The following is a 22,531-nucleotide window of genomic DNA, read 5'->3' as shown; positions in this document are numbered from 1 at the left end:
TTTATTGAGCTAACTGATACTAATGATCCGTGCGGCTTGACCATATAACCTCAAGTTGCCTTGGCTTTACGACAACGTCGTAAGAGCATCCAGGTGCACGCTACGTCACAAGAACTACGAGAGGCAGGCGCCTTATCCAGCTGTATCGGATGGCGACGCTCCAACCGCCTCCCTGGTGAAATTAGCGCTGTGGAACCACCCGATCCCATCCCGAACTCGGAAGTGAAACGCAGCTGCGCCGATGGTAGTGTGGCTCAAGCCATGCGAGAGTAGGTCATCGCCAGGGTTTACACCCAAAACCCCGCTGCATGCGCAGCGGGGTTTTTCTTATTAAGTGAAGGCATTGCTTTTCTGGATACCTTCCGCCCCAAGGGCAAGATCGCGAAGCTGGCGCTGCAAGCGCTGCTGCAACCGTCTCCCTGGTGAAATTAGCGCTGTGGAACCACCCGATCCCATCCCGAACTCGGAAGTGAAACGCAGCTGCGCCGATGGTAGTGTGGCTCAAGCCATGCGAGAGTAGGTCATCGCCAGGGTTTACACCCAAAACCCCGCTGCTCACGCAGCGGGGTTTTTCTTTGACCGCCGCGAGCGGCGGCGCCAACCACGGTTGGCGACTACCGATGGCAGAGGGATCAGCGGTAGATCCACGCCATGCGTGGATGCTCCCCGCAAGGAACCAAGGCGCCAACCCAGGTTGGCCGCTACACACAGCAGGCCAGGGTTGGCACCCACCAATGGCGGAGCGCACAAAAAAAACGGCGCCCCGTGGGGCGCCGCTCTGCTCTCAACGATGTTCAGTCGAGCATGGCCCGACTTACTTGGCCGGGGCCTTGTCCTTCATCATCGCGTCGCGGGCCGCCTTGAACGGGTTGCCCTCATACCAGTTCGGCCAACGATCGCCGCCGGCCAGCTCCTTGCCGACGCCATACATCAGTTGCAGGTCTTCGACCGTACCGTCCAGCTTCCAGGTGGACGCATCGAACTCGTCCTTCGGCCCGTGGTAACGGTTGGCACCGTAGTCCGCCGCGGCCTTGCGGCCAGCGTCCACGCCACCCTCGCGCAGGTCTTCGCCGCCATCGGCGTACAGGGCCGGCACGCCGGCCTTGGCGAAGTTGAAGTGATCCGAACGGAAGTAGAAGCCGCTCTGCACCGAGGTCTCACCATGCAGCGTGCGGTCCTGGGCCGCAGCCAGCGGCTTGAGGATGTCTTCCAGCTCCGAGCTGCCGAAGCCGGTGACGGTCACGTCCTTGGCACGGCCGGCCACCGACATCGCATCGATGTTGATCACACCGGCGATCTTGTCCAGCGGGAAGGTCGGATGGGAGACGTAGTACTTCGAACCCAGCAGGCCGGACTCTTCCAGAGTCACCGCCAGGAACACCACCGAACGTTCCGGCTTCGGCTCCTGGTGGGCCATCGCTTCAGCCACCTCGAGGATGCCGGCCACGCCGGTCGCGTTGTCGACCGCACCGTTGTAGATGTTGTCGCCGGTTTCACCCTCGTGCTTGCCCAGGTGGTCCCAGTGCGCCATGTACAGCACGGCTTCGTCGGCACGCTTGCTGCCCGGCAAAACGCCCACCACGTTGCGCGACTGCTTCTGCGCGATCTGGCTCTTCAGGTCGACCGCGGCGGTGGCCTTCAGCGGCACCGGCTTGAAGCCGCGCTTGCTCGCATCCTTGTAAGCCTGCGCCAGGTCCAGGCCGGCACCGGCAAACAGCGCCTTGGCGGCGTCGGCGCTCAGCCAGCCCTGCACCGGGATGCGGGCATCCGGGTCATCCTTCGCCGGCAGGTCGTACTGCGGCCCGGCCCAGGAGTTCTTCACCACGTCCCAGCCATAGGAGGCACCGGCAGTGTCGTGCACGATCAGCGCGGCAGCGGCGCCCTTGCGCGCTGCCTCCTCGAACTTGTAGGTCCAGCGGCCGTAGTAGGTCATGCGCTTGCCGTCGAACAGCTTCGCGTCATCGACATGGAAGCCCGGGTCGTTGACGAACATCACGACCGTCTTACCCTTCCAGTCCTGGCCGGCATAGTCATTCCACTTCTGCTCCGGCGCATCGACGCCGTAGCCGACGAACACCAGGTCGCTGGCATCGACCTTCACCTCGGCCTGGCCGGTACGGGTACCCACCACCATGTCGGTGCCGAACTTCAGCTCGGTGGTCTTGCCGCCCTGGGTGATCTTCAGCACGGTCGACGCGTCGGCCGTGGTCTCGGTCATCGGCACATCCTGGAACCAGCTGTCACCGTTGCCGGGCTGAAGGCCGATGCGCTGCATCTGGTCGCGGATGTAGTTGACCGTCAGTTCCTCGCCCTTGCTGCCCGGGGCGCGGCCTTCGAATTCATCCGAAGCCAGCGTCTTGACCATCTCGGCGAAGTCGCCGGCGTTGATCTCCGGCGAGAACGCATGGGTCGCCGGCTTGGCAGCGGCGGTGTCGGTGGCCGGCGCGGGCGCCGGAGTGTCTTCGCCTTTGCAGGCACTGAGCGCGGCCGCAGCGGCCAGGCACAGGAGGAGTTTGCGGGGCATCGTCGATTCCTGGAAAACAAAGGGCGGCCGTACCTCGTGTACGACCGGTAACAGCGAGTATCACCGAACCGATGGGCGCGGTGTGCTCAGTCCGCCGGAGCGGTTTCGGTGTCGAACGGGATCGGCTCGGCGCCGGTGACCGGGCCGATGCGGGCCGTGCGGTGCACGTACAGCACCACCTCGCGCTCGAACTGCAACGGGCCGTCGACCACGGCATTCGGGCCGATGATCACGCGTGGCTTGCGGCTGGCGGTCAGCGAGACGCTGAAGTTCGGCTTGCGCACGTGCACACCGCCCTTGACCTGCGAACCGATGCCCACGGTGATGTCACCGTTGACGGTTTCCACGTCGTTGCCGACGCGGCTTTCGACCAGCCCGATGCCACCGTTCACGGTTTCAACGCCGCCTTCGATCTGGCTGCCGCGATCGCTGAAGATGCTGCCGTTGACGGTGCTGACGTTGCCATGGGCGATCACTTCGCGGCCCAGGCGCACACCGCCGTTGACCGTTTCGATCTTGCCAGTGCGCGCGCGATCGGCGACCTTCACCCCGCCGTTGACGGTGTCGATGCTGCCGGTCTCGACGCCTTCGCCGACGCGGATGCCGCCGTTGACGGTGTCCAGCTTGCCGTAGCGCTGGCCGGGTTCGGCGCTGATGCTGCCGTTGACCTTGCTGATGTTCTCCTGAGCGCAGACCGGCCCGGTGGCCAGCAGTACGCCCAACAGCAGCGGAATGGAGAGAGCTTTCATGGGGACCTCGATGGATGTGCGGCTGGCAGGCCGCGTGCGGAGATGTCACCATTCCCCGGTACCCCCTGCAACTGCCTGAAGTCACTGGAAAGCCCTTGCGCAACAACGCCTTCCCATCACGCCGACATCACATCGCCGCTGCCCGCGGCGGGCGCTGCCTGCTGTTGGGGCTGGCCTTGGCACTGGCGTTGCCGTTGCCGGGTGCCGCGCAGACCACGCGCGAGACCGAGCGCAAGCTGCAGAAACTGCGCAGTGAGCTGAAGGGCGTGGCGCAGGAGCGCCGGCAGATCGAAGGCCAGCGTGGCCAGGCCTCGCAGCAGCTGCGCGAGGCAGATGAGAAGGTGGCCCGCACCGGCCGTGCGCTTGCGCAGACGGAAACCGCGCTGCGCGAGCAGGGAAGGGCCCTGGCCGAGGCCGAACAACGCCGCAGCACGCTGCAGGCCAACCTCGCCCAGCAGCATCGCGAGCTGGCCGGCCTGCTGCGTGCAGCCTACCAGCTGGGCAACCACGCACCACTGAAGCTGCTGTTGTCGCAGGACACGGTAGCCGATGCCAATCGCGCCCTGGCCTACCATCGTTACCTGCAACGCGAGCGTGCGCAGCGGATCACCACGCTGACCGCCGACCTGAAGGAACTGGAAGCGCTGCAGGCGCAGATCGCCGAGCGCAAGCAGAAGCTGCAGGGTGCACAACAGGACCAGAAGCAGCAGGCGGCGGCGCTGGAAGCCGACCGTCGCGATCGCGCCAAGACCGTGGCCTCGCTGGACGAACGCTTCAAGGACCAGCGCGAGAAGGAACAGGCGCTGGGCCAGGACGCCAAGGCGCTGGAAACACTGCTGGCCAATCTGCGCGCGGCCGCCGCCCGCGCCGAGGCCGAGCGTCGCGCGGCTGCACGCCGAGCCGCCGCCGAAAAGGCCGCTGCCGAGCGGGCCGCACGCCAGGCCGCTGCGCAGGGCCGCCCGCCGCCGCCGACCAAGGTTCCGCCGGCGGTGGCGTCGGCACCGGCGCCGAAGGTCGGTGGCCTGGGCTGGCCGTTGTCCGGCAACCTGCTGGCCCGCTATGGCGGCAAGCTGCCTGATGGCCGCACCAGCAGCGGCGTGCTGATCGGTGCACCGGCCGGCAGCACCGTCACCGCGGTGGCCGATGGCACTGTGGTGTTCTCCGACTGGATGACCGGCTACGGCATGATCCTGATCGTCGACCACGGCAACGGCTACATGAGCCTGTACGCCCACAACGACACCCTGCTCAAGGATGCCGGCGCGCGGGTCAGCCGTGGTGATGCGGTGGCCAAGGTCGGCAATTCCGGCGGCCAGGGCGTCACCGCGCTGTATTTCGAGCTGCGTCGTGGTGGGCAGCCGGTGAACCCTGACAGCTGGCTGCAGCGGCGCTGAATCCAGCGCTTCCGCGTGCAGGGCGGATTCAACGGGAATTTAGCTGTGCTTCGCGCATAATCGGTGCATGTGCCTTGGGCACCATGCCACCGTCGACAGGAGTGATCCATGCGCGCAGCCCGTACCGCCACCCTCTTGCTGGCCCTGTTGCCAGCGCTGTCCTGGGCGCAGCAGACCGCGCCCGCCCCGAGCCAGGAAACCGGCGGGCAGGCAGCGAGCAGCGAGGAGGCGGTGACCTCGAAGGTGCCGCTGGAGGACATCCGCCGCTTCGTGGCCGTCTACAACGCAGTGCGGGCCGCCTACGTCGATCCGGTCGATGACAAGAAGCTGATGCAGGCCGCGGTGCGTGGCCTGCTGCTCGACCTCGACCCGCACAGCACCTACTTCAACAAGGAAGACGCGCAGGCGTTCGACGAACAGGCCAGCGGCGCCTACGAAGGCATCGGCGTGGAGCTGCAGCAGCAGCCCGACAATGCCAGCATGAAGGTGATTTCGCCGATCGACGACACGCCGGCGGCGAAGGCCGGCATCCTCGCCGGTGACCTGATCATCGCCATCGACGGCAAGCCGATCAGCGCGATCGATGCCAGCGAACCGCTGCGCGGCCCGGCCGGCAGCAAGGTCGTGCTGACCATCGTGCGCGAAGGCAAGCCCAAACCCTTCGATGTCAGCCTCACCCGGCAGACCATCCGCGTGACAAGTGTGCGCAGCCGCCTGCTGGAACCCGGCTATGGCTATATCCGCCTGAGCACGTTCCAGGCCGACACCGGTTCGGACTTCCAGAAGCACGTGCAGCAGCTGCAGAAGCAGTCCGGTGGCCAGCTCAAGGGCCTGGTGCTGGATCTGCGCAGCAACCCGGGTGGCCTGCTGACCGCTGCCGTGCAGGTGGCCGACGACCTGCTCGACAAGGGCAACATCGTCAGCACCCGCGGCCGCATCAGCATCAGCGATGCACGCTTCGATGCGACCCCGGGCGATCTGTTGAAGGGGGCACCGGTGGTGGTGCTGGTCGATGCGGGTTCGGCCAGTGCCTCGGAAGTGCTGGCCGGCGCACTGCGCGACAACAAGCGCGCCCGCGTGGTCGGCAGCCGCACCTTCGGCAAGGGCTCGGTGCAGACCGTGCTGCCGCTGGACAACGGTGATTCGGTGAAGCTGACCACCGCGCGTTATTACACGCCCAGCGGCAAGTCGATCCAGGCCACCGGCATCGTGCCGGAGGTCGAACTGAAGCCTGCGGCGCGCCCGGAAGACGAGGCGCTGCCGGCCAGCCTGAGCGATTACAGCGAAGCGACCCTGCCGGGCCATCTGCGCGGTGACGACGAAGGCACCGAGGGCTACCACGCCGGCGCCGTACTGCCGGGCGATGGCCCGATCAACGACGCGCTGGCTGAGCTGAAGAATCCGGGTTCGGTGGCTGCACGCTTGAAGGCCGAAGCGGCGAAAGCGGATGCGGCGAAGGCCGCGAAGGCCACAGCTGCGAAGCCGGAGGCGAAGGTAGAACCGAAGCCGGAAGCGAAGCCGGAAGCAAAGCCGGAAGCAAAGCCCGCACCGGCTCCGGCCAAGCCCTGATTCTGTAGCGTCGAGCCGTGCTCGACTGATCTACGAACGAGCGGGTGAGCGTGACGCCGGCCAGCGGCCGGCACCCCAGGGGGTCAGAAGCCGTGCCGCTTGCGCAGGCGGCGTGCGATCGCGGCGCGCACGTACACGCCGTACAGCAGGCCGAACAGGAAGCCACCGATGTGCGCCCACCAGGCCACCATGCCGAAGCTTGGGCCGATATGGGCGAACACCACCTGCAGGGCGGCCCAGACGCCGATCAGCAGGTAGGCCGGGGCGCGCACGAACTCCAGGAACAGGCCCAGCGGGATCACCACGCCCAGCCGCGCGCCCGGGAACAGGGCCAGATAGGCGCCGATCAGCGCTGACACCGCACCGCTGGCACCGATGATGATCTGGTCCGGGCTGCCCATGGTGTAGATGGCCACCAGATTGGACACCGCACCGCCGACCAGGAACAGCAGCAGCAGGCGCCACGGGCCCAGCACCCGTTCGGCGGGCAGGCCGAAGATCAGCAGGAACACCAGATTGCCCAGCAGGTGTGACCAGTCCGCGTGCAGGAACAGGGCGGTGAACAGGCGCAGCACGCTGCCGTCCTGCAGGGTCGCCCACCAGTCCAGCGGGTGGGTCAGGCCGGTGGACAGGGCGCCCCAGTCCAGCCAGAGGCTGCCCCGGGCGTCATCCGGACGCGAGATCGACCACAGGAACGCCAGCCACAGTGCCGCAAACAGCACGGGCGTGGCCCAGCGCAGGGCTGCCTTCTTGCGCGACGGGAGGGAGACGAACATGGGCACTAGCCTAGCGTGAGGGCGCTTACGGCGGGGATTGTCCTGTTCAGCTTTTGAGACGAAAAAAGCGCCTGCGCTGTTATTGTTTCATTAACAGGTCTGGGTAATACTCGCATACGGCGTCGTATGTCGGGAGGGGAATCCGGCGCGCTCCGAAGGGCCCCAGGGCCCGCCGGGCGCAGGCGCACTCAGAGCACCATCACCGCTTACCGGAGAGAGAGAACTACGATGCAAACCGCTTCCACCATTGCCCGATTGACCCTGCTGGCCGTCGGCGTTGCCGGTGCGCTGGCTGCTGCCGACGCCAATGCCGCTGCCTTCCAGCTGAAGGAAAACAGCGCCAAGGGCCTGGGCCGCGCGTTCGCCGGCTCCGGCAGCGCCGAAGGCGACGCCTCCATCATCGCCGTCAACCCGGCCGGCATGCGCCAGCTCGATGGCACCCTGGTCCAGGGCGACCTGAGCGCCATCAGCTTCAAGGCCGAGTTCAAGGGCCAGGGCCGCAATGCAGCAGGCCGTCCGCAGACCGGTGGTGACGGCGGCGACGCCGGCATGATCGCTCCGGTTCCGGCCGCGTACTTCCACATGCCGATCGGCGAGAAGGCCCACTTCGGTGTGTCGCTGACCGCACCGTTCGGCTTCAAGACCGAATACGACAACGGTTGGGTCGGTCGTTACAGCGGCCTGAAGACCGATCTGAAGGCCATCGACCTCGGCTTCGCCGCGTCGTATGACGTCAACCCGTACGTGTCCTTCGGCGCGTCGGTGTTCGTCGAACACCTGACCATCGAGCTGAGCAACGCCGTCGACTACGGCAGCATCCTGGCCGGTGCCGGCGCTCCGGGCTTCGCCCCGGGCAGCGCCGATGGCACCCTGAAGATCGAGGGTGACAACAATGCCGTGGGCTGGACCGTCGGTGGCCTGTTCTCGATCGACGAGAACACCCACATCGGCCTGAGCTACCGTTCGAAGGTCGAGCACAAGATCACCGGTGGTGATGCGACCTTCAGCGGCGCCGACCGCGCCCGTTCCCTGCTGACCAACTCGCCGCGTACCCGCGGTTGGTTCATGGACACCAGCGGCAAGGCCACGGTGACCATGCCGGCCTCGGCCACCCTGAGCGTGACCCACAAGGTCAACGACCGCTGGACCGTGATGGGCGACGTGACCCGCACCGCCTGGTCGACCGCCTTTGACAGCGTCACCGTCGACTACGCTTCGCCGCAGGCGGATTCGGTCCTGGAGTTCGGCTACCGTGACACCACCTTCGTGTCGCTGGGCGCTGACTACAAGCTGAGCGACACCGTCACCCTGCGCGGTGGTGTTGCGCTGGACCAGACCCCGACCACCGACGCCCACCGCGACGTCCGCGTGCCGGATACCAGCCGCAAGTGGCTGTCGCTGGGCGTGGGCTGGACCCCGTCGCAGAACACCGAGTGGAACTTTGGCTACACCCACCTGTTCACCAGCGATCCGAACGTGAACGTGCGTGCGACCACTGCCAACCAGGGCAACTCGCTGTCGGGCAAGTACAAGGTCCGTGGCGACGTGCTGGCTGCTTCGTTCCAGTACAAGTTCTGATTCGGGCCAACGCCTGACGCAGTACACGGAAGGCCCCGCGCAAGCGGGGCCTTCTTTTTGCGGAGCTGGTTTGGGGCATCCACGCATGGCGTGGATCCACGACAATAGCGCGATGAACCTGTCCGACCCGAACTTCCAGCTGGAGCTGGCCGCCAACATCGCCGTCGCCGGCTCGATCCTGCTGGCCGGCCGCAACAACGTGCACACCTGGTGGCTGGGCATCGTCGGCTGCGCGCTGTTCGCGGCGGTGTTCGAGCGCTCTCACCTGTATGCAGACATGGTGCTGCAGTTCTTCTTCATCGCCATCAGCGTGCTGGGCTGGTGGCAGTGGCTGCGTGGGGACCATGGTGCGCCGCTGCCGATCACCTCATTGCGACCGCGTGCCTGGGCGTGGCTGGCACCACTGGCGGTGGTGGCGACCTTCGGCTACGGCTGGATGCTGACCCGCCTGACCAACGCCTACGCGCCCTACATCGATTCGGCGGTGCTGGTGCTGAGCGTGATCGCCCAGATCCTGATGATGCGGCGCAAGCTGGAATCGTGGTGGGTGTGGCTGCTGGTGAATACCGTCGCGGTGCCGCTGTACTACAGCCGTGGCCTGCATCTGACCTCGATCCTGTACATCGGTTTCTGGATCAACGCACTGGTCGCCCTCCGGCACTGGCGCAATCTGATGCGGGTGTAGAGCCGAGCCCATGCTCGGCTGTACCGTTCAAGCCGAGCATGGGCTCGGCTCTACAGCAAGCAATGCACAAAAAACCCCGCTTTCGCGGGGTTTCTCGTTTGCCGCATCAACCGGGCGATCAGTCGCCCAGGGTCAGCAGCGAAGCGTTGCCGCCGGCGGCGGTGGTGTTCACCGTCACCGTCTTCTCGGTGGCGAAACGCAGCAGGTAGTGCGGGCCGCCGGCCTTCGGACCGGTGCCGGACAGGCCCTGGCCGCCGAACGGCTGCACGCCGACCACCGCACCGATCTGGTTGCGGTTGACGTAGACGTTGCCGACGTGGACGCCGTTGCTGATGCGATCAACGGTTTCGTCGATGCGCGAATGCACGCCCAGGGTCAGGCCGTAGCCGGTGGCGTTGATCTGGTCGATCACCGCGTCGAGCTGGTCGCCCTTCCAGCGGATGACGTGCAGCACCGGACCGAACACTTCCTTCTGCAGCTGGCCCAGGTCCTTCAGTTCGTACGCGCGCGGTGCGAAGAAGGTGCCATTGGCGGCTTCGGCGGACAGCTCGGCAGCGGCGATCAGGCGCGCTTCGCGGTCCATGCGTTCGGCGTGGTCCTGCAGGATCTTCAGTGCATCGGCGTCGATCACCGGGCCGACGTCGGTGGACAGCAGGCCGGGGTTGCCGACCTTCAGTTCCTTCATCGCACCGGCCAGCATGGTCATCACCTTGTCGGCGATGTCGTCCTGCACGAACAGCACGCGCGCGGCCGAGCAGCGCTGGCCGGCGGAGGTGAAGGCCGAACCGATCGCGTCCTTGACCAGCTGTTCCGGCAGCGCCGAGGAATCGGCGATGAAGGCGTTCTGGCCGCCGGTTTCGGCGATCAGTACACCGATGGCGGCGTCACGTGCGGCCATCGCGCGGTTGATCGCACGGGCGGTGTCGGTGGAACCGGTGAAGGCCACGCCGGCCACGCGCGGGTCGGCGGTCAGCGCGGCACCGACGGTGGCACCGTCGCCCGGCAGGAACTGCACCACCTCGGCCGGCACGCCGGCGTCGTGCAGCAGCTTCACCGCGTAGTAGCCGATCAGGTTGGTCTGCTCGGCCGGCTTGGCGATCACGCTGTTGCCAGCGGCGAGTGCAGCGGCCACCTGGCCCAGGAAGATCGCCAGCGGGAAGTTCCACGGGCTGATGCAGACGAACACGCCGCGGCCGTGCAGCTGCAGCTCGTTGGATTCACCGGTCGGGCTCGGCAGCTTCTCGGCGTGGCTGAACTGCTCGCGTGCCTGCTTGGCGTAGTAGCGCAGGAAATCCACCGCTTCGCGCACTTCGGCGATGCTGTCGGGCAGGCTCTTGCCGGCTTCCTTCACGCACAGCGCCATGAACTCCGGCATGCGCGCTTCCAGCTGGTCGGCGGCGTGCTCGAGGATGGCGGCGCGGCTGGCGGCCGGGGTGCGGTTCCAGGCCGGCTGCGCGGCCACGGCATTGGCCAGGGCCTTCTGCACGGTGGCAGCGTCGGCGGCCAGCCACTGGCCGACCACTTCGCGGGTGTCGGCCGGGTTGGTCACCGGCAGCGCGGCGCCGGCCGGGTTCGCACCCGGTACCAGCGGCGCGGCCTGCCAGGGCTTCACAGCCGCGTTGATCTGCTCGGCCAGGGCGCGCAGTTCGTTGTCGTTGGCGAGATTGGCGCCCATGGAGTTCTTCCTGTCGTGGTTCTGGCTGCGCAGCAGGTCAACCGGCAGCGGGATCTTGGGATGCGGAATCGATTCGAACGAGGACACCATCTCGACCGGATCGCGGATCAGGTCGGCGATCGGCACGCGCTCGTCGGTGATGCGGTTGACGAAGCTGGAGTTGGCGCCGTTTTCCAGCAGGCGGCGCACCAGGTACGGCAGCAGGTCTTCATGTGAACCGACCGGGGCGTACACGCGGCAGGGCAGGTTCAAGCGATCGGCCGGCACCACTTCGGCGTACAGATCGTCACCCATGCCGTGCAGCTTCTGGTGCTCGTACACGCCGCCATTGGCGATGCTGCGCACTGCGGCGATGGTGTGCGCGTTGTGCGTGGCGAACATCGGGTAGATCGCATCGGCATGCGTGAACAGGCGCTTTGCGCAGGCCAGGTAGGACACGTCGGTGTTCTGCTTGCGGGTGAACACCGGGTAGCCCGGATAGCCTTCGATCTGCGCGCGCTTGATCTCGGCGTCCCAGTAGGCGCCCTTGACCAGGCGTACCTGCAGGCGGCGACCGGCGCGGCGTGCCATGTCGGCCAGGTGGTCGATCGTGTACGGCGTGCGCTTCTGGTAGGCCTGCACGACCACGCCGAAACCATCCCAGCCGGACAGCGAGGCATCGGAGAAGACCTGCTCGATGATGTCCAGCGACAGTTCCAGGCGGTCGGACTCTTCGGCGTCGACGGTGCAGCCGATGCCGTAGCTCTTGGCCAGCTGTGCCAGTTCCAGCACGCCCGGCACCAGGTCCTTCAGTACGCGCTCGCGCTTGGCGTGCTCGTAGCGCGGGTACAGCGCCGACAGCTTGATCGAGATGCCCGGGGCGTTGTTGACGTCGCCGTCCGGACGGCCGCCGCGTGCCTTGTGATCGCCGCCGATGGCGTGGATCGCACGACGGTAGTCTTCCAGGTAGCGCAGCGCGTCCTTCATGGTCAGCGCGCCTTCGCCCAGCATGTCGAACGAGTAGCGGTAGCTGGCGTTGTCACCCTTGTGCGAGCGCGCCAGCGCTTCGCTGATGGTGCGGCCCATCACGAACTGGTGGCCCATGATCTTCATGGCCTGGCGCACGGCCAGGCGCACCACCGGCTCACCCACGCGGCCGACCAGGCGCTTGAACGCGCTGGGGGCATCGGCGCGGGTGGCGTCGTTCATCTGCACCAGCTTGCCGGTCAGCATCAGGCCCCAGGTGGAGGCGTTGACCAGCACCGAGTCGCTGCCACCCAGGTGCTTTTCCCAGTCGGCATCGGCCAGCTTGTCGCGGATCAGCTTGTCGGCGGTGTCCTGGTCCGGAATGCGCAGCAGCGCCTCGGCCACGCACATCAGCAGCACGCCTTCCTCGCTGCCCAGGTCGTACTGGCGCATGAAGGCTTCGATCGCGCCCTGGTCCTTGGCACGCACGCGCACGCGGCCGACCAGGTCGGCGGCCAGCGCCTGCACCCTGGCCTGCTCGTCGGCGGGCAGGCGGGCCTGGGCCAGCAGCTCGCGCACATGGCTGGCCTCGTCCTTCAACCAGGCATCGGTGATGGCCTGGCGGAACGGGTTGGGGGGCGCCGGCAGTTCCGGCGACAGCAGCGCGCCGGGACGCGGAGCGTCGTGGGCGGCAGGGGAGGAGGAAGGTGCGTTCATGCCGGTCCGGCCAGTGGAAAACTTGGCGATTTTAATCATTTTTGCGGGTTCCGGAAGTGCCCCGCAGCCACCTTGATGAAGTGCTGATAGCCCCTAGCTGCGGTGGATTCAGCGTGTTCAGCAAGCTCGGAAGAATTTGTGCTGAATTCGTCATTTGTGTCGCCGACCTCATGCTGTGTTGCAGCATGGGAAAAAGTGTGAATGCACCCTTGCTACCGGCGAGAGGGCGGGGCTACCATCGAGACGTTTCCCGCGGCAGGAACGCGGTTGCGACATGATCGAGGTGCTTCCAGCTCCGGATGGGTCAGGTACGCAGCTGCGGCTGCGTCCCCCACGGGCGCTCGATGCCCGGCAGTTCGTCCTGTTGTTCACCGTGTTGTCGGGTGCGATGTGGCTGGTGTCCGCCCTCGGGTGGTTGGCCGGCAATGCATTCGCGCCCCTGTTCGCGCTGCTTTACAGCCTGGTGCTGGCGGCGGCGCTGCGTGCCTTGTGGCGCAGTGGTGAACGACAGGAGGAGATCCGGGTAGTGCCGGCGTACGTGGAGGTCATTCCCGTACCCGGTGGATCGCCGGTGTTCCGGGCCCACCCCCACTGGGTGCGCCTGCTCACCGACGATGAGAGGGTCCGGCTGGCATCCAGCGGCCGGCAGGTGGAGGTGGGGAGTTTCCTCGCGCCGGCCGAACGTCAGACGCTTGCAGAGACACTTGAAAGCTTGCTCGCCGCCAGCGATGGCGGCAACCGACGACGCTAAGGGTCTAGGCAATGAAGCAAAGCAGCAGGTGGGGCACGAAGTGCGTGAACGCGGTTGCCGCAGTGCTGGCGACCGGGGGACTGATGCCGGCGTTGGCCTGGGCCCAGGCGGCCGATCCCAAGCCGTGGCAGCTGAACATGGGCAAGGGGGTGACCCAGACCTCGCGCCTGGCCTGGGAATCGAACAACCTGTCGTTGATCATCTGCACGGTGATCGGCGTCATCGTGTTCGGGGCGATGGCCTACGCCATGTTCAAGTTCCGCAAATCCAAGGGCGCGGTCGCCGCCACCTTCAGCCACAACACCAAGGCCGAGGTGATCTGGACGGTGATCCCGGTGATCATCCTGATCGTGATGGCCTGGCCGGCCACGGCCAACCTGATCAAGATGTACGACACCCGCGATGCCGAGATGACGGTGAAGGTCACCGGCTACCAGTGGATGTGGAAGTACGAATACCTCGGCGAGAACGTCACCTTCACCAGCCGGCTGGACCGCGAGTCCGACCGTGTGCGGCAGAGCGGCGTCGTGCCGACCCGCGAGAGCCATCCGCACTACCTGCTGGATGTCGACAACCGCCTGGTGCTGCCGGTCGATACCAAGGTGCGTTTCGTCATCACCTCCGACGACGTGATCCACGCCTGGTGGGTACCGGCGCTGGGCTGGAAGCAGGACGCCATCCCCGGCTTCATCAACGAAGCCTGGACCAGCATCGAGCAGCCCGGCGTGTACCGCGGGCAGTGCGCAGAGCTGTGCGGCAAGGACCACGGCTTCATGCCGATCGTGGTCGAGGCGGTGTCCAAGGAAGACTTCAAGCAGTGGCTGGCGCAGCGCAAGCCGGCGCCGCCAGCCGCGCCGACAACGCCGACAACGCCGACAACGCCGACAACGCCCGCGGCACCTGCAGAGCCGGCTGCACCTGCGAGCGGAGCATCGGCAGCGCCTGCGGCTGCCGAAGCCGGCAGCGCACCTGCCACCGCAGCCAGCGGCGCGTGATGTAAAGCCCGCGGCCGCTCGCGGCCGTGGTGACAACCGATTCTGAGAGGTGTTTTGCAATGGCGCACTCGGCAGTTGGGCACGACGATCACCATCACCACCAGAGCTTCTTCGAGCGTTGGTTCTTCTCGACCAACCACAAGGACATCGGCACGCTGTACCTCGGTTTCAGCTTCATCATGTTCATCATCGGTGCGGCGATGAGCGTGGTGATCCGCGCCGAGCTGGCGCAGCCGGGCCTGCAGTTCGTCAAGCCCGAGTTCTTCAACCAGATGACCACCGTGCATGCGCTGGTGATGATCTTCGGTGGCGTGATGCCGGCCTTCGTGGGCCTGGCCAACTGGATGATCCCGCTGCAGATCGGCGCGCCGGACATGGCGCTGCCGCGCATGAACAACTGGTCGTTCTGGCTGCTGCCGGTGGCCTTCAGCCTGCTGCTGCTGACCCTGTTCCTGCCCGGTGGTGCACCGGCCGGTGGCTGGACGCTGTACCCGCCGCTGTCGCTGCAGGGGGGCTACAACGTCGCCTTCAGCGTGTTCGCCATCCACGTGGCCGGCATCAGTTCGATCATGGGCGCGATCAACATCATCGCCACCGTGCTCAACATGCGTGCGCCGGGCATCGACCTGCTGAAAATGCCGATCTTCTGCTGGGCCTGGCTGATCACCGCCTTCCTGCTGATTGCGGTGATGCCGGTGCTGGCCGGTGCGGTGACCATGCTGCTGACCGACAAGTTCTTCGGCACCAGCTTCTTCAATGCCGCCGGTGGCGGTGACCCGGTGATGTACCAGCACATCTTCTGGTTCTTCGGGCACCCCGAGGTCTACATCATGATCCTGCCCGCCTTCGGCGTGGTCAGCGAGATCATCCCGACCTTCAGCCGCAAGCCGCTGTTCGGCTACCAGGCGATGGTGTACGCCACCGCCGCGATCGCGTTCCTGTCGTTCATCGTCTGGGCCCACCACATGTTCACCGTGGGCATGCCGCTGGGTGGCGAGATCTACTTCATGTTCGCCACCATGCTGATCTCGATCCCGACCGGCGTGAAGGTGTTCAACTGGGTCAGCACTATGTGGCGCGGCTCGCTGACGTTCGAGGCGCCGATGCTGTGGTCGGTGGCCTTCGTCATCCTGTTCACCATCGGTGGCTTCTCCGGCCTGATGCTGGCGATCGTGGCGGCCGACTTCCAGTACCACGACACCTACTTCGTGGTCGCCCACTTCCACTACGTGCTGGTGACCGGCGCGGTGTTCGCGCTGATTGCCGCGGTGTACTACTGGTGGCCGAAGTGGACCGGGCGCATGTACAGCGAGAAGTGGGCCAAGGTGCACTTCTGGTGGTCGATCGTGTTCGTCAACCTGCTGTTCTTCCCGCAGCACTTCCTCGGCCTGGCCGGCATGCCGCGCCGCATTCCGGATTACAGCGTGGCCTTCGCCGACTGGAACCTGATCAGCTCGATCGGTGCGTTCGGCATGTTCGTCACGCCGTTCATGATGGCCGCGATCCTGCTGTCCTCGCTGCGCAATGGCGAGAAGGCCGAGGCGCGTTCCTGGGAAGGCGCACGTGGGCTGGAGTGGACGCTGCCATCGCCGGCACCGGCGCACACCTTCACCACGCCGCCGACCATCCGTCCGGGGGATCTGGCGCATGACGACATCACGCACTGAGGTGGGGCATGCATAACGAGAGCCCGCTGCAGATCTGTAGAGTCGAGCCATGCTCGGCTGACGAAAAGCAGCCGAGCATGGCTCGGCTCTACAACAGCCCGGGCGACGCCCCGGAAAACGGCATCGAACAGCAACGCCGGCGCGCTAGGCGCACGGCGATGTGGGTCGGCGCCATCGCTGTGCTGGTCTACGTCGGTTTCATCCTCAGTGGGGTGATCGGCCGATGAGCGACGCACCGGCCACCGCGACCTCACGCAGTGCCGGGCTGCCGCGCCTGATCGGCGTGGCGGTGGCGGTGTTCCTGCTGACGTTCTCGCTGGTGCCGCTGTATCGCATCGCCTGCGAGAAGGTGTTCGGCGTGCGACTGGAGCGCGGCCCCGGCAGCGAAGCCAGTGCGGGTGCGGCGTCCGGCAAGCGCACCGTACGGGTGGAATTCGATGGCGGCGTCAACTCGCGCCTGCCGTGGTCGTTCCATCCCGAACAGCTGACCATGGACGTGGTGCCCGGCGAACTCAACGAAGCGTTGTACTTCGCACGCAACGACAGCCAGCAGGCGGTGGTCGGCAGTGCGGTGCCTTCGGTGGCGCCGGCGCGTGCCTCGGGCTTCTTCAGCAAGACCGAATGTTTCTGTTTCACCGCGCAGACGCTGCAGGCTGGCGAGAAGCGCGACATGCCGGTGCGTTTCATCGTCGATCCGGATCTGCCGCCGGAGATCAGGACGATCACCTTGTCCTACACCTTCTACCGCAACGACGCGCTGTCCGATCGGCTGGCCCCGGCCGCCACCTCGGAAGGCGCGCACGCCGCACCCTGACCCGGATACCGACATGGCCCAGACACCGACCGACGCCAACGTGTACTTCGTCCCGGCCCAGAGCAAATGGCCGTTCGTGGGTTCCATCGCGATGATGGTGACCATGGTGGGCGTGGCCAGCTGGCTCAACGATGCCAGCTGGGGACGCTGGACGTTCTACATCGGCATCGCGATGCTGGTGCTGACCCTGTTCTGGTGGTTCAGCGACGTGGTGCGCGAGTCGCAGGCCGGCAACTACAACCACCAGGTCGATGGTTCGTTCCGGATGGGGATGATCTGGTTCATCTTCTCCGAGGTGATGTTCTTCGGCGCCTTCTTCGGCGCGCTGTTCTACACCCGCAACCTGGGCCTGTCGTGGCTCAGCGGCGAAGGCCGCGGGGTGATGACCAACGAACTGCTCTGGCAGGGCTATTCGGCAGGATGGCCGACCAATGGCCCGGCGGCGATCGGCGGTGCGTTCCAGACCATCCCGGCCTGGGGCCTGCCGCTGATCAACACGCTGATCCTGCTCACCTCCGGCGTGACCCTGACCATCGCCCACCATGCACTGAAGGCCGGCAACCGCCGCCAGCTGCTGATCTGGCTGGGCCTGACCGTGGTGCTCGGCCTCGGCTTCCTGACCCTGCAGGCGGAAGAGTACATCCACGCCTACAAGGAACTGAACCTGACGCTCGGCTCGGGTATCTATGGTTCGACGTTCTTCATGCTGACCGGCTTCCACGGCGCGCACGTGCTGCTGGGCACGATCATGCTGATCGTGATGTGGCTGCGTTCGGCCAAGGGACACTTCACCCGCGACAACCATTTCGGTTTCGAAGCCGCCGCGTGGTACTGGCACTTCGTCGACGTGGTGTGGCTGATGCTCTTCATGTTCGTCTACGTGCTTTGACCGCGCACGCATCGGTGGCCTCAGCCGCCGATGCCGTGCGGTTTGATCCAGCCCATGTAGATGCTCACGATCACCAGTACGATCAAGGCCACCGACACCCCGATGCGGCGTGTCAGTGCGTTGACCGTGCGCTTGGTCTGGCCGCGGTCGACCAGCAGGTAATACAGGCCGGCGCCCAGATTCCAGACGATGACGATCAGAAACGCGATTACCAGCAGGGTCTTCAGCGAATCACTCATGCGCGGCTCGAGGGCAGGGTGGATGTGCCTATCTGACCGCGTTTGCGCGGACTTGTCATGATGCGCCAGCACACGCGCGTGCTCGGATGGCTGCTGGCCGTGCTGGCAATGGCCGGTTTCACCGCATTGGGGCTGTGGCAGCTGCAGCGCATGCATGCCAAACAGGCAATGTTGGATGCACAGGGTCCAGCCGCAGCGCAGGTACTGTCGTTGGCGCAGGCGCTGGCAGCGCCCGGTGCGTTGCATGGCGTGGCCGACCACGGTCGCTTCCTGCCCGGCGTGGTGCTGCTGGATAACCAGACCCGGCACGGCCGTGCCGGCGTGAAGATCTACCGCCCGTTCCGCAGTGACGAGGGCAGTGTGTTGCTGGTCGATCTGGGATGGCGCGCGCTGCCGCCTGATCGCACCCTGCCGGATGTGCCGTCGCCACCTTCGCCGGTGGCCGTACGTGGGTTGCTGGCGCCGCCGCCGTCAGCGGGACTGGCACTGGGCCCGGCGTTCTCCACCACCGATGAAGCGGGCCGCTGGCTGGCCAGCCGGTTGCCGGCCGAAGGCCTGGCCCGCGCGCTGGGGGTGCAGTCACTTCCCGATCGTGTACTGCGCCTGGACCCGGCGCTGCCCTTCGGCGACGAACGTGATCTGGACCTGCTGCCGAACACCTTGCCGCCGCAGCGTCATCTGGGCTACGCCGTGCAGTGGTTCGGCCTGGCCCTGACCGTGCTCGTCGTTGCGCTGGTGTTGGAGTGGCGCAGGAGGCGCGCCGTGGCACGACCGGCATCCCGTACCCAACCATGAGAAAATGCCCCGCATGAACACTGCTACGTCCCCGCAGGCGCGCGGCTCTGGCCGCCGGACCCTGGTACTGCTGTTTGCCGTGTTCTTCGGGGCGATGGCGCTGGCTGCCGTGCTGCGCTTCTCTGGCTGGCAGCCCACCGGGCACCGCAATGCCGGCCAGCTGCTGAAGCCGCCGGTGGACCTGCGCCAGCAGGCGCCGACCCTGGCCAGCGGCCAGCCTTATCCGTGGAATCCCGAGGCCCGTACCTGGCGCCTGCTGGTGGCGCCGGCCGGAGTCTGCGACGCGCAGTGCGTCACTTTGTCGCAGGGACTGGGCAAGGTGTGGCAGCTGTTCGGCCATAACGCCGATAATGTCGAAATCCTGTGGCTGGGAACGCCACCGGCGTCGATCGCCTCGCTGCCCGCGCTGCGGCCGCTGGCACCGTCGCCAGCACTGCGCGCGGCCCTGCCCGGCGTCGACGATCCGGCTGGCCTGCCGGTCTACGTGATCGATCCGAACGGCTTCGTGATCATGCGCCATGCCCCCGGCAGTGACCTGGGTGGCCTGCGCAAGGACATGGCCACGTTGCTGAAACTGAAGTGAGTCCCGTTTGATGAGCCTTTCCGCGCGTCCGGCGCTGCACCGCAATTTCCACCGCCTGGCGTGGTTCGCCATGATCATGACCGCGAGCACGATCATGTTCGGCGCCTTCGTGCGCCTGTCCGATGCCGGCCTGAGCTGCCCGGACTGGCCGACCTGCTATGGACAGGCCACCTGGCCGCAGCACGTGGAAGAGACCATCGGCCATCCGGCGGCGGAGATCCGCCCGCTGGAAACCCACAAGGCCTGGCGTGAGCAGGTGCATCGCTTCCTGGCCGGCGCGCTGGGCATCGAGATCCTGACCCTGGCGCTGCTGGCCACGCGCAAGCGGCGATTCGGAAGCACGGCGGTGGTGACCGCCTGCGTACTGGTGGCCGCCGGCATACCGCTGTACATGATGGGCTGGCACGGCACCGCCAGCGCCTTGGCCCTGATAGGCGAGGCGATCCTGCTGATCGCGGCGCTGCGCTGGAGCAACATCGACCTGGCGCGCGCTGCCCTGCTGACCCTGGCGGTGGTGATCTTCCAGGCCCTGCTGGGCATGTGGACGGTGACCCTGCTGCTGAAACCCATCGTAGTGATGGGCCACCTGCTGGGCGGCATGCTGATGTTCGCGCTGCTGGTGTGGATGGCCTGGCGCGCAACGCACATGCCGATCACCCTGGCCGAAGCACCGAAGCTGAAGTGGCTGTTGCGCATCGGCGTAGCAGTGCTGGTCACCCAGATCGCGCTGGGCGGTTGGGTCAGCGCCAACTACGCGGCGCTGGCCTGCGGCGGCGGCAGCGCCTCGCTGGACAACTTCCCGCGCTGTGCCAACCAGTGGTGGCCGCAGCACAACTTCGTCGAGGGCTTCACCCTGTGGCGCGGCATCGGCGTGGACTACGAAGGCGGCGTGCTGGATGGCGCCTCGCGTATCGCCATCCAGATGGCGCATCGCCTGTTCGCGGTGGTGGTGGCCGTCTACCTGCTGTGGCTGGGCGTGCGCCTGTTCCGCCTGCCGAGCATGCGTGGCTGGGCCAGCGCGCTGATCGCGCTGCTGGTGCTGCAGGTCACCCTCGGCATCCTCAATGTGAAGCTGGCGCTGCCGCTGGAAGTGGCGGTGGCCCACAACGGCGTGGCCGTTGCCCTGTTGTTCGTACTGGTCAGCCTGCTGGCCCGCCTGCGTGCCCCGGACTGATTCCATGTTTTCCAATTACCGCCAGTACTGGGACCTGACCAAGCCCAAGGTCGTCGCCCTGATCGTCTTCACCGCCCTGGTCGGCATGGTCCTGGCCATTCCGGGCGTGCCCAGCTGGGAGCAGGTGCGTGCCGGCGTGCTCGGCTTCCTCGGCATCTGGCTGGCGGCCTCGGCCGCGGCGGCGATCAACCAGTTGCTGGACGCGCACATCGATGCGCAGATGGCACGCACCTCGTGGCGCCCGCTGGTGGTGGGCAAGGTCAAGCCGTGGCAGGTGCTGGTGTTCGCCGGCGTGCTGATCGTGCTGTCGATGGTGATCCTGGTGCTGTGGGTGAACCTGATCACCGCGGTGCTGACCTTCGCCTCGCTGATCGGTTATGCGGTGATCTACACCGTGTACCTCAAGCGCGCGACCTCGCAGAACATCGTCATCGGCGGCCTGGCCGGCGCGATGCCGCCGATGCTGGGCTGGGCCGCGGTGACCGGCATGCAGGGTTCGTCGGACTGGGCGTACTCGTCGCTGCTGGTGCTGATCATCTTCATCTGGACGCCGCCGCACTTCTGGGCACTGGCGATCTTCCGCCGCGAGGACTACGCCAAGGCCGAAATCCCGATGCTGCCGGTGACCCATGGCGTGGTGCACACCCGCAAGCAGATCATGGTGTACTCGGTGGTGCTGGCACTGGTCTGCCTGCTGCCGTACCTGGTGGGCATGAGTGGCGCGTTCTACCTGGGCGGCGCGATCGTGCTCAACGCCGTGTTCCTCTGGTACGCCTGGCGCATGCTGGACCCGCCGGACGAACTGTTCTCGATGAAGATGTTCTATTACTCCATCGTGTACCTGATGGCGCTGTTCGCCTTCCTGCTGGTGGACCACTGGATCCTGCCCTGGTTGTAAAGCGCCACCTGTAGAGCCGAGCCCATGCTCGGCTGAGGGGTGGTTGGAAGAGCAGCCGAGCGTGGGCTCGGCTCTACAGTAGATCCACACCATGCGTGGATGTTCTCCTCGTCGCGTCAGGGCTTGCGCCGCGCATACCGCTGTGCGATCACGCCGCAGACGATCAGCTGGATCTGGTGGTAGATCATCACCGGCAGCACGATGGCACCGAGGCTGCCACCAGCGAACAACACCTTGGCGATCGGCACGCCCGTGGCCAGGCTCTTCTTCGAGCCGCAGAACACGATGGCGATCTCGTCCTCGCGGTTGAAGCGCAGGCGGCGGGCGATGACGGTGATCAGCGGCATGGCGATGCCCAGCAGCACCGCGGCCACGACGGCCACGGCCAGCAGTGACAGCAGCGGCGTCTTGCTCCACAGGCCCTCGGTGACGGCTTCGCCGAAGGCCGAGTACACCACCAGCAGGATGGTGGCCTGGTCGGTGTAGCGCAGCAGTGCACGCTGCTTCTCCACCCAGCCGGCAATCCACGGCCGCAGCAGATGGCCGGCCACGAACGGCACCAGCAACTGCAGCATGATGCCGCCGATCGCATGCAGCGGATCGTGCACGCCGCCGGAGGTGCCGGCCAACGCGGTCAGCAGCAGCGGGGTGAGGAACACGCCGAGGATGCTCGACAGCGAGGCACTGCACACTGCTGCGGGCACGTTGCCATGCGCCATCGAGGTGAACGCGATGGACGACTGCACGGTGGAGGGCAGGGTGCACAGGAACAGCACGCCCAGGTACAGCTCCGGGGTCAGCAGCCAGCCCGACAGTGGCTTGAACATCAGCCCCAGCAGCGGAAACAGGATGAAGGTGCAGGCGAGGATGGTCAGGTGCAGCCGCCAGTGCAGCATGCCGCCGATGATCGACTCGCGCGGCAGGCGCGCGCCGTGCAGGAAGAACAACGCCGCGATGGCGACGGTGGTGACGTCATCAAGGACGATGGCGGCGGCGCCCTTCATCGGCAGCAGCGAGGCCAGGCCGACGGTGCACAGCAGCGCGAGGGTGAAGTTGTCCGGTCGCAGGCGCGACCACCAGCGGGTCATGGTGGGCAGGGTCCTTGGTGCGGTGG

Annotated in this window: 20 protein-coding genes and 2 rRNA genes; 16 read left to right on the top strand and 6 right to left on the bottom strand. The window is 66.3% G+C overall.

Translation table 11 applies throughout. From position 1 onward, the window contains the following. The first annotated feature begins 171 nt into the window (after nt 1-171). Together rrf (ARC63_RS14445) and rrf (ARC63_RS14440) are read left to right on the top strand one after the other, a co-directional pair. A 5S ribosomal RNA gene (gene rrf / locus ARC63_RS14445) occupies nt 172-286 on the top strand. 132 nt (nt 287-418) lie between these two features. Further along, nucleotides 419-533 (top strand): 5S ribosomal RNA (gene rrf / locus ARC63_RS14440). Between the two features lie 281 nt (nt 534-814). On the opposite strand, the gene ARC63_RS14435 is transcribed toward rrf (ARC63_RS14440), so the two are convergent. Then, nucleotides 815-2,524, bottom strand: a complete 1,710-nt coding sequence (locus ARC63_RS14435) for a M28 family metallopeptidase (protein ID WP_049412331.1) — start codon at nt 2,522-2,524, stop codon at nt 815-817. Between the two features lie 86 nt (nt 2,525-2,610). Beyond that, nucleotides 2,611-3,273, bottom strand: coding sequence for a DUF4097 family beta strand repeat-containing protein (locus ARC63_RS14430; protein ID WP_010484244.1), 663 nt, complete (start codon nt 3,271-3,273; stop codon nt 2,611-2,613). Between the two features lie 95 nt (nt 3,274-3,368). Between ARC63_RS14430 and ARC63_RS14425 the strand changes: the two genes are divergently transcribed. Together ARC63_RS14425 and ARC63_RS14420 are read left to right on the top strand one after the other, a co-directional pair. Continuing rightward, entirely contained in the window at nt 3,369-4,667 is a 1,299-nt protein-coding gene (locus ARC63_RS14425; protein WP_010484243.1) for a murein hydrolase activator EnvC family protein, read from the top strand. A gap of 108 nt (nt 4,668-4,775) precedes the next feature. After that, nucleotides 4,776-6,236 carry a S41 family peptidase gene (locus tag ARC63_RS14420; RefSeq protein ID WP_057503637.1) on the top strand — a complete coding sequence of 487 codons (1,461 nt, stop codon included), beginning with the start codon at nt 4,776-4,778 and terminating at the stop codon, nt 6,234-6,236. Nucleotides 6,237-6,319: 83 nt separating this feature from the next. Here ARC63_RS14420 and ARC63_RS14415 read toward each other — a convergent pair whose 3' ends face one another. After that, entirely contained in the window at nt 6,320-7,012 is a 693-nt protein-coding gene (locus ARC63_RS14415; RefSeq protein ID WP_010484241.1) for a rhomboid family intramembrane serine protease, read from the bottom strand. Nucleotides 7,013-7,240: 228 nt separating this feature from the next. Between ARC63_RS14415 and ARC63_RS14410 the strand changes: the two genes are divergently transcribed. Next, on the top strand, nt 7,241-8,590 hold the full coding sequence (locus ARC63_RS14410) for an outer membrane protein transport protein (RefSeq protein WP_010484240.1): 1,350 nt from the start codon (nt 7,241-7,243) through the stop codon (nt 8,588-8,590). A gap of 112 nt (nt 8,591-8,702) precedes the next feature. Then, entirely contained in the window at nt 8,703-9,275 is a 573-nt protein-coding gene (gene pnuC / locus ARC63_RS14405; RefSeq protein WP_057503636.1) for a nicotinamide riboside transporter PnuC, read from the top strand. A 118-nt stretch (nt 9,276-9,393) separates the two neighbouring features. Here pnuC and putA read toward each other — a convergent pair whose 3' ends face one another. Beyond that, entirely contained in the window at nt 9,394-12,612 is a 3,219-nt protein-coding gene (putA, locus tag ARC63_RS14400) for a bifunctional proline dehydrogenase/L-glutamate gamma-semialdehyde dehydrogenase PutA (protein ID WP_057503635.1), read from the bottom strand. A 274-nt stretch (nt 12,613-12,886) separates the two neighbouring features. Here putA and ARC63_RS14395 point away from each other — a divergent pair, with 274 nt between their 5' ends. The 6 genes from ARC63_RS14395 to ARC63_RS14370 are packed head-to-tail and all read left to right on the top strand — an operon-like array spanning nt 12,887 to nt 17,728. After that, on the top strand, nt 12,887-13,363 hold the full coding sequence (locus ARC63_RS14395) for a DUF2244 domain-containing protein (RefSeq protein ID WP_004153894.1): 477 nt from the start codon (nt 12,887-12,889) through the stop codon (nt 13,361-13,363). Nucleotides 13,364-13,374: 11 nt separating this feature from the next. Further along, nucleotides 13,375-14,358, top strand: a complete 984-nt coding sequence (gene coxB / locus ARC63_RS14390; RefSeq protein ID WP_057503634.1) for a cytochrome c oxidase subunit II — start codon at nt 13,375-13,377, stop codon at nt 14,356-14,358. Nucleotides 14,359-14,417: 59 nt separating this feature from the next. Then, nucleotides 14,418-16,025, top strand: a complete 1,608-nt coding sequence (ctaD, locus tag ARC63_RS14385; protein ID WP_005407790.1) for a cytochrome c oxidase subunit I — start codon at nt 14,418-14,420, stop codon at nt 16,023-16,025. A gap of 8 nt (nt 16,026-16,033) precedes the next feature. After that, the gene (locus tag ARC63_RS14380; protein ID WP_010484236.1) at nt 16,034-16,252 is read left to right on the top strand and encodes a hypothetical protein; all 219 of its coding nucleotides are present in this window, start codon (nt 16,034-16,036) and stop codon (nt 16,250-16,252) included. Next, nucleotides 16,249-16,839, top strand: coding sequence for a cytochrome c oxidase assembly protein (locus ARC63_RS14375; RefSeq protein ID WP_019336368.1), 591 nt, complete (start codon nt 16,249-16,251; stop codon nt 16,837-16,839). Before ARC63_RS14380 ends, ARC63_RS14375 begins: the two co-directional genes overlap by 4 nt. Before the next feature lie 13 nt (nt 16,840-16,852). After that, nucleotides 16,853-17,728, top strand: coding sequence for a cytochrome c oxidase subunit 3 (locus tag ARC63_RS14370; RefSeq protein ID WP_005412024.1), 876 nt, complete (start codon nt 16,853-16,855; stop codon nt 17,726-17,728). A 20-nt stretch (nt 17,729-17,748) separates the two neighbouring features. Here the strand turns inward: ARC63_RS14370 and ARC63_RS14365 are convergent, their stop codons facing one another. Beyond that, nucleotides 17,749-17,967, bottom strand: a complete 219-nt coding sequence (locus ARC63_RS14365; protein WP_010484233.1) for a twin transmembrane helix small protein — start codon at nt 17,965-17,967, stop codon at nt 17,749-17,751. A 57-nt stretch (nt 17,968-18,024) separates the two neighbouring features. On the opposite strand from ARC63_RS14365, the gene ARC63_RS14360 reads away from it, so the two are divergent. The 4 genes from ARC63_RS14360 to cyoE are packed head-to-tail and all read left to right on the top strand — an operon-like array spanning nt 18,025 to nt 21,417. Further along, nucleotides 18,025-18,762 carry an SURF1 family protein gene (locus ARC63_RS14360; protein ID WP_043400045.1) on the top strand — a complete coding sequence of 246 codons (738 nt, stop codon included), beginning with the start codon at nt 18,025-18,027 and terminating at the stop codon, nt 18,760-18,762. A gap of 13 nt (nt 18,763-18,775) precedes the next feature. After that, nucleotides 18,776-19,345 (top strand): hypothetical protein, encoded by a 570-nt coding sequence (locus ARC63_RS14355; RefSeq protein WP_026347289.1) that lies wholly within the window; start codon nt 18,776-18,778, stop codon nt 19,343-19,345. A 10-nt stretch (nt 19,346-19,355) separates the two neighbouring features. Beyond that, nucleotides 19,356-20,519 (top strand): COX15/CtaA family protein, encoded by a 1,164-nt coding sequence (locus ARC63_RS14350; protein ID WP_057501836.1) that lies wholly within the window; start codon nt 19,356-19,358, stop codon nt 20,517-20,519. 4 nt (nt 20,520-20,523) lie between these two features. Then, entirely contained in the window at nt 20,524-21,417 is an 894-nt protein-coding gene (gene cyoE, locus ARC63_RS14345) for a heme o synthase (protein WP_057503633.1), read from the top strand. Between the two features lie 116 nt (nt 21,418-21,533). On the opposite strand, the gene ARC63_RS14340 is transcribed toward cyoE, so the two are convergent. Beyond that, complete coding sequence (locus ARC63_RS14340; protein ID WP_057503632.1) at nt 21,534-22,505, bottom strand: bile acid:sodium symporter family protein; 972 nt, start codon at nt 22,503-22,505, stop codon at nt 21,534-21,536. Nucleotides 22,506-22,531 lie beyond the last annotated feature (26 nt).

Source organism: Stenotrophomonas geniculata ATCC 19374 = JCM 13324, assembly GCF_001431625.1.
Lineage (GTDB): Bacteria > Pseudomonadota > Gammaproteobacteria > Xanthomonadales > Xanthomonadaceae > Stenotrophomonas > Stenotrophomonas geniculata.
This window is presented reverse-complemented; position numbering and strand designations above follow the sequence as displayed.

Excerpts from the sequence above, each read along its gene's own strand:
- ARC63_RS14435 (WP_049412331.1), bottom strand. The coding sequence starts at position 2,524 with ATGCCCCGCAAACTCCTCCTGTGCCTGGCCGCTGCGGCCGCGCTCAGT.
- ARC63_RS14430 (WP_010484244.1), bottom strand. The coding sequence starts at position 3,273 with ATGAAAGCTCTCTCCATTCCGCTGCTGTTGGGCGTACTGCTGGCCACC.
- ARC63_RS14420 (WP_057503637.1), top strand. The coding sequence starts at position 4,776 with ATGCGCGCAGCCCGTACCGCCACCCTCTTGCTGGCCCTGTTGCCAGCG.
- ARC63_RS14415 (WP_010484241.1), bottom strand. The coding sequence starts at position 7,012 with ATGTTCGTCTCCCTCCCGTCGCGCAAGAAGGCAGCCCTGCGCTGGGCC.
- ARC63_RS14410 (WP_010484240.1), top strand. The coding sequence starts at position 7,241 with ATGCAAACCGCTTCCACCATTGCCCGATTGACCCTGCTGGCCGTCGGC.
- pnuC (WP_057503636.1), top strand. The coding sequence starts at position 8,703 with ATGAACCTGTCCGACCCGAACTTCCAGCTGGAGCTGGCCGCCAACATC.
- putA (WP_057503635.1), bottom strand. The coding sequence starts at position 12,612 with ATGAACGCACCTTCCTCCTCCCCTGCCGCCCACGACGCTCCGCGTCCC.
- ARC63_RS14395 (WP_004153894.1), top strand. The coding sequence starts at position 12,887 with ATGATCGAGGTGCTTCCAGCTCCGGATGGGTCAGGTACGCAGCTGCGG.
- coxB (WP_057503634.1), top strand. The coding sequence starts at position 13,375 with ATGAAGCAAAGCAGCAGGTGGGGCACGAAGTGCGTGAACGCGGTTGCC.
- ctaD (WP_005407790.1), top strand. The coding sequence starts at position 14,418 with ATGGCGCACTCGGCAGTTGGGCACGACGATCACCATCACCACCAGAGC.
- ARC63_RS14380 (WP_010484236.1), top strand. The coding sequence starts at position 16,034 with ATGCATAACGAGAGCCCGCTGCAGATCTGTAGAGTCGAGCCATGCTCG.
- ARC63_RS14375 (WP_019336368.1), top strand. The coding sequence starts at position 16,249 with ATGAGCGACGCACCGGCCACCGCGACCTCACGCAGTGCCGGGCTGCCG.
- ARC63_RS14370 (WP_005412024.1), top strand. The coding sequence starts at position 16,853 with ATGGCCCAGACACCGACCGACGCCAACGTGTACTTCGTCCCGGCCCAG.
- ARC63_RS14365 (WP_010484233.1), bottom strand. The coding sequence starts at position 17,967 with ATGAGTGATTCGCTGAAGACCCTGCTGGTAATCGCGTTTCTGATCGTC.
- ARC63_RS14360 (WP_043400045.1), top strand. The coding sequence starts at position 18,025 with ATGATGCGCCAGCACACGCGCGTGCTCGGATGGCTGCTGGCCGTGCTG.
- ARC63_RS14355 (WP_026347289.1), top strand. The coding sequence starts at position 18,776 with ATGAACACTGCTACGTCCCCGCAGGCGCGCGGCTCTGGCCGCCGGACC.
- ARC63_RS14350 (WP_057501836.1), top strand. The coding sequence starts at position 19,356 with ATGAGCCTTTCCGCGCGTCCGGCGCTGCACCGCAATTTCCACCGCCTG.
- cyoE (WP_057503633.1), top strand. The coding sequence starts at position 20,524 with ATGTTTTCCAATTACCGCCAGTACTGGGACCTGACCAAGCCCAAGGTC.
- ARC63_RS14340 (WP_057503632.1), bottom strand. The coding sequence starts at position 22,505 with ATGACCCGCTGGTGGTCGCGCCTGCGACCGGACAACTTCACCCTCGCG.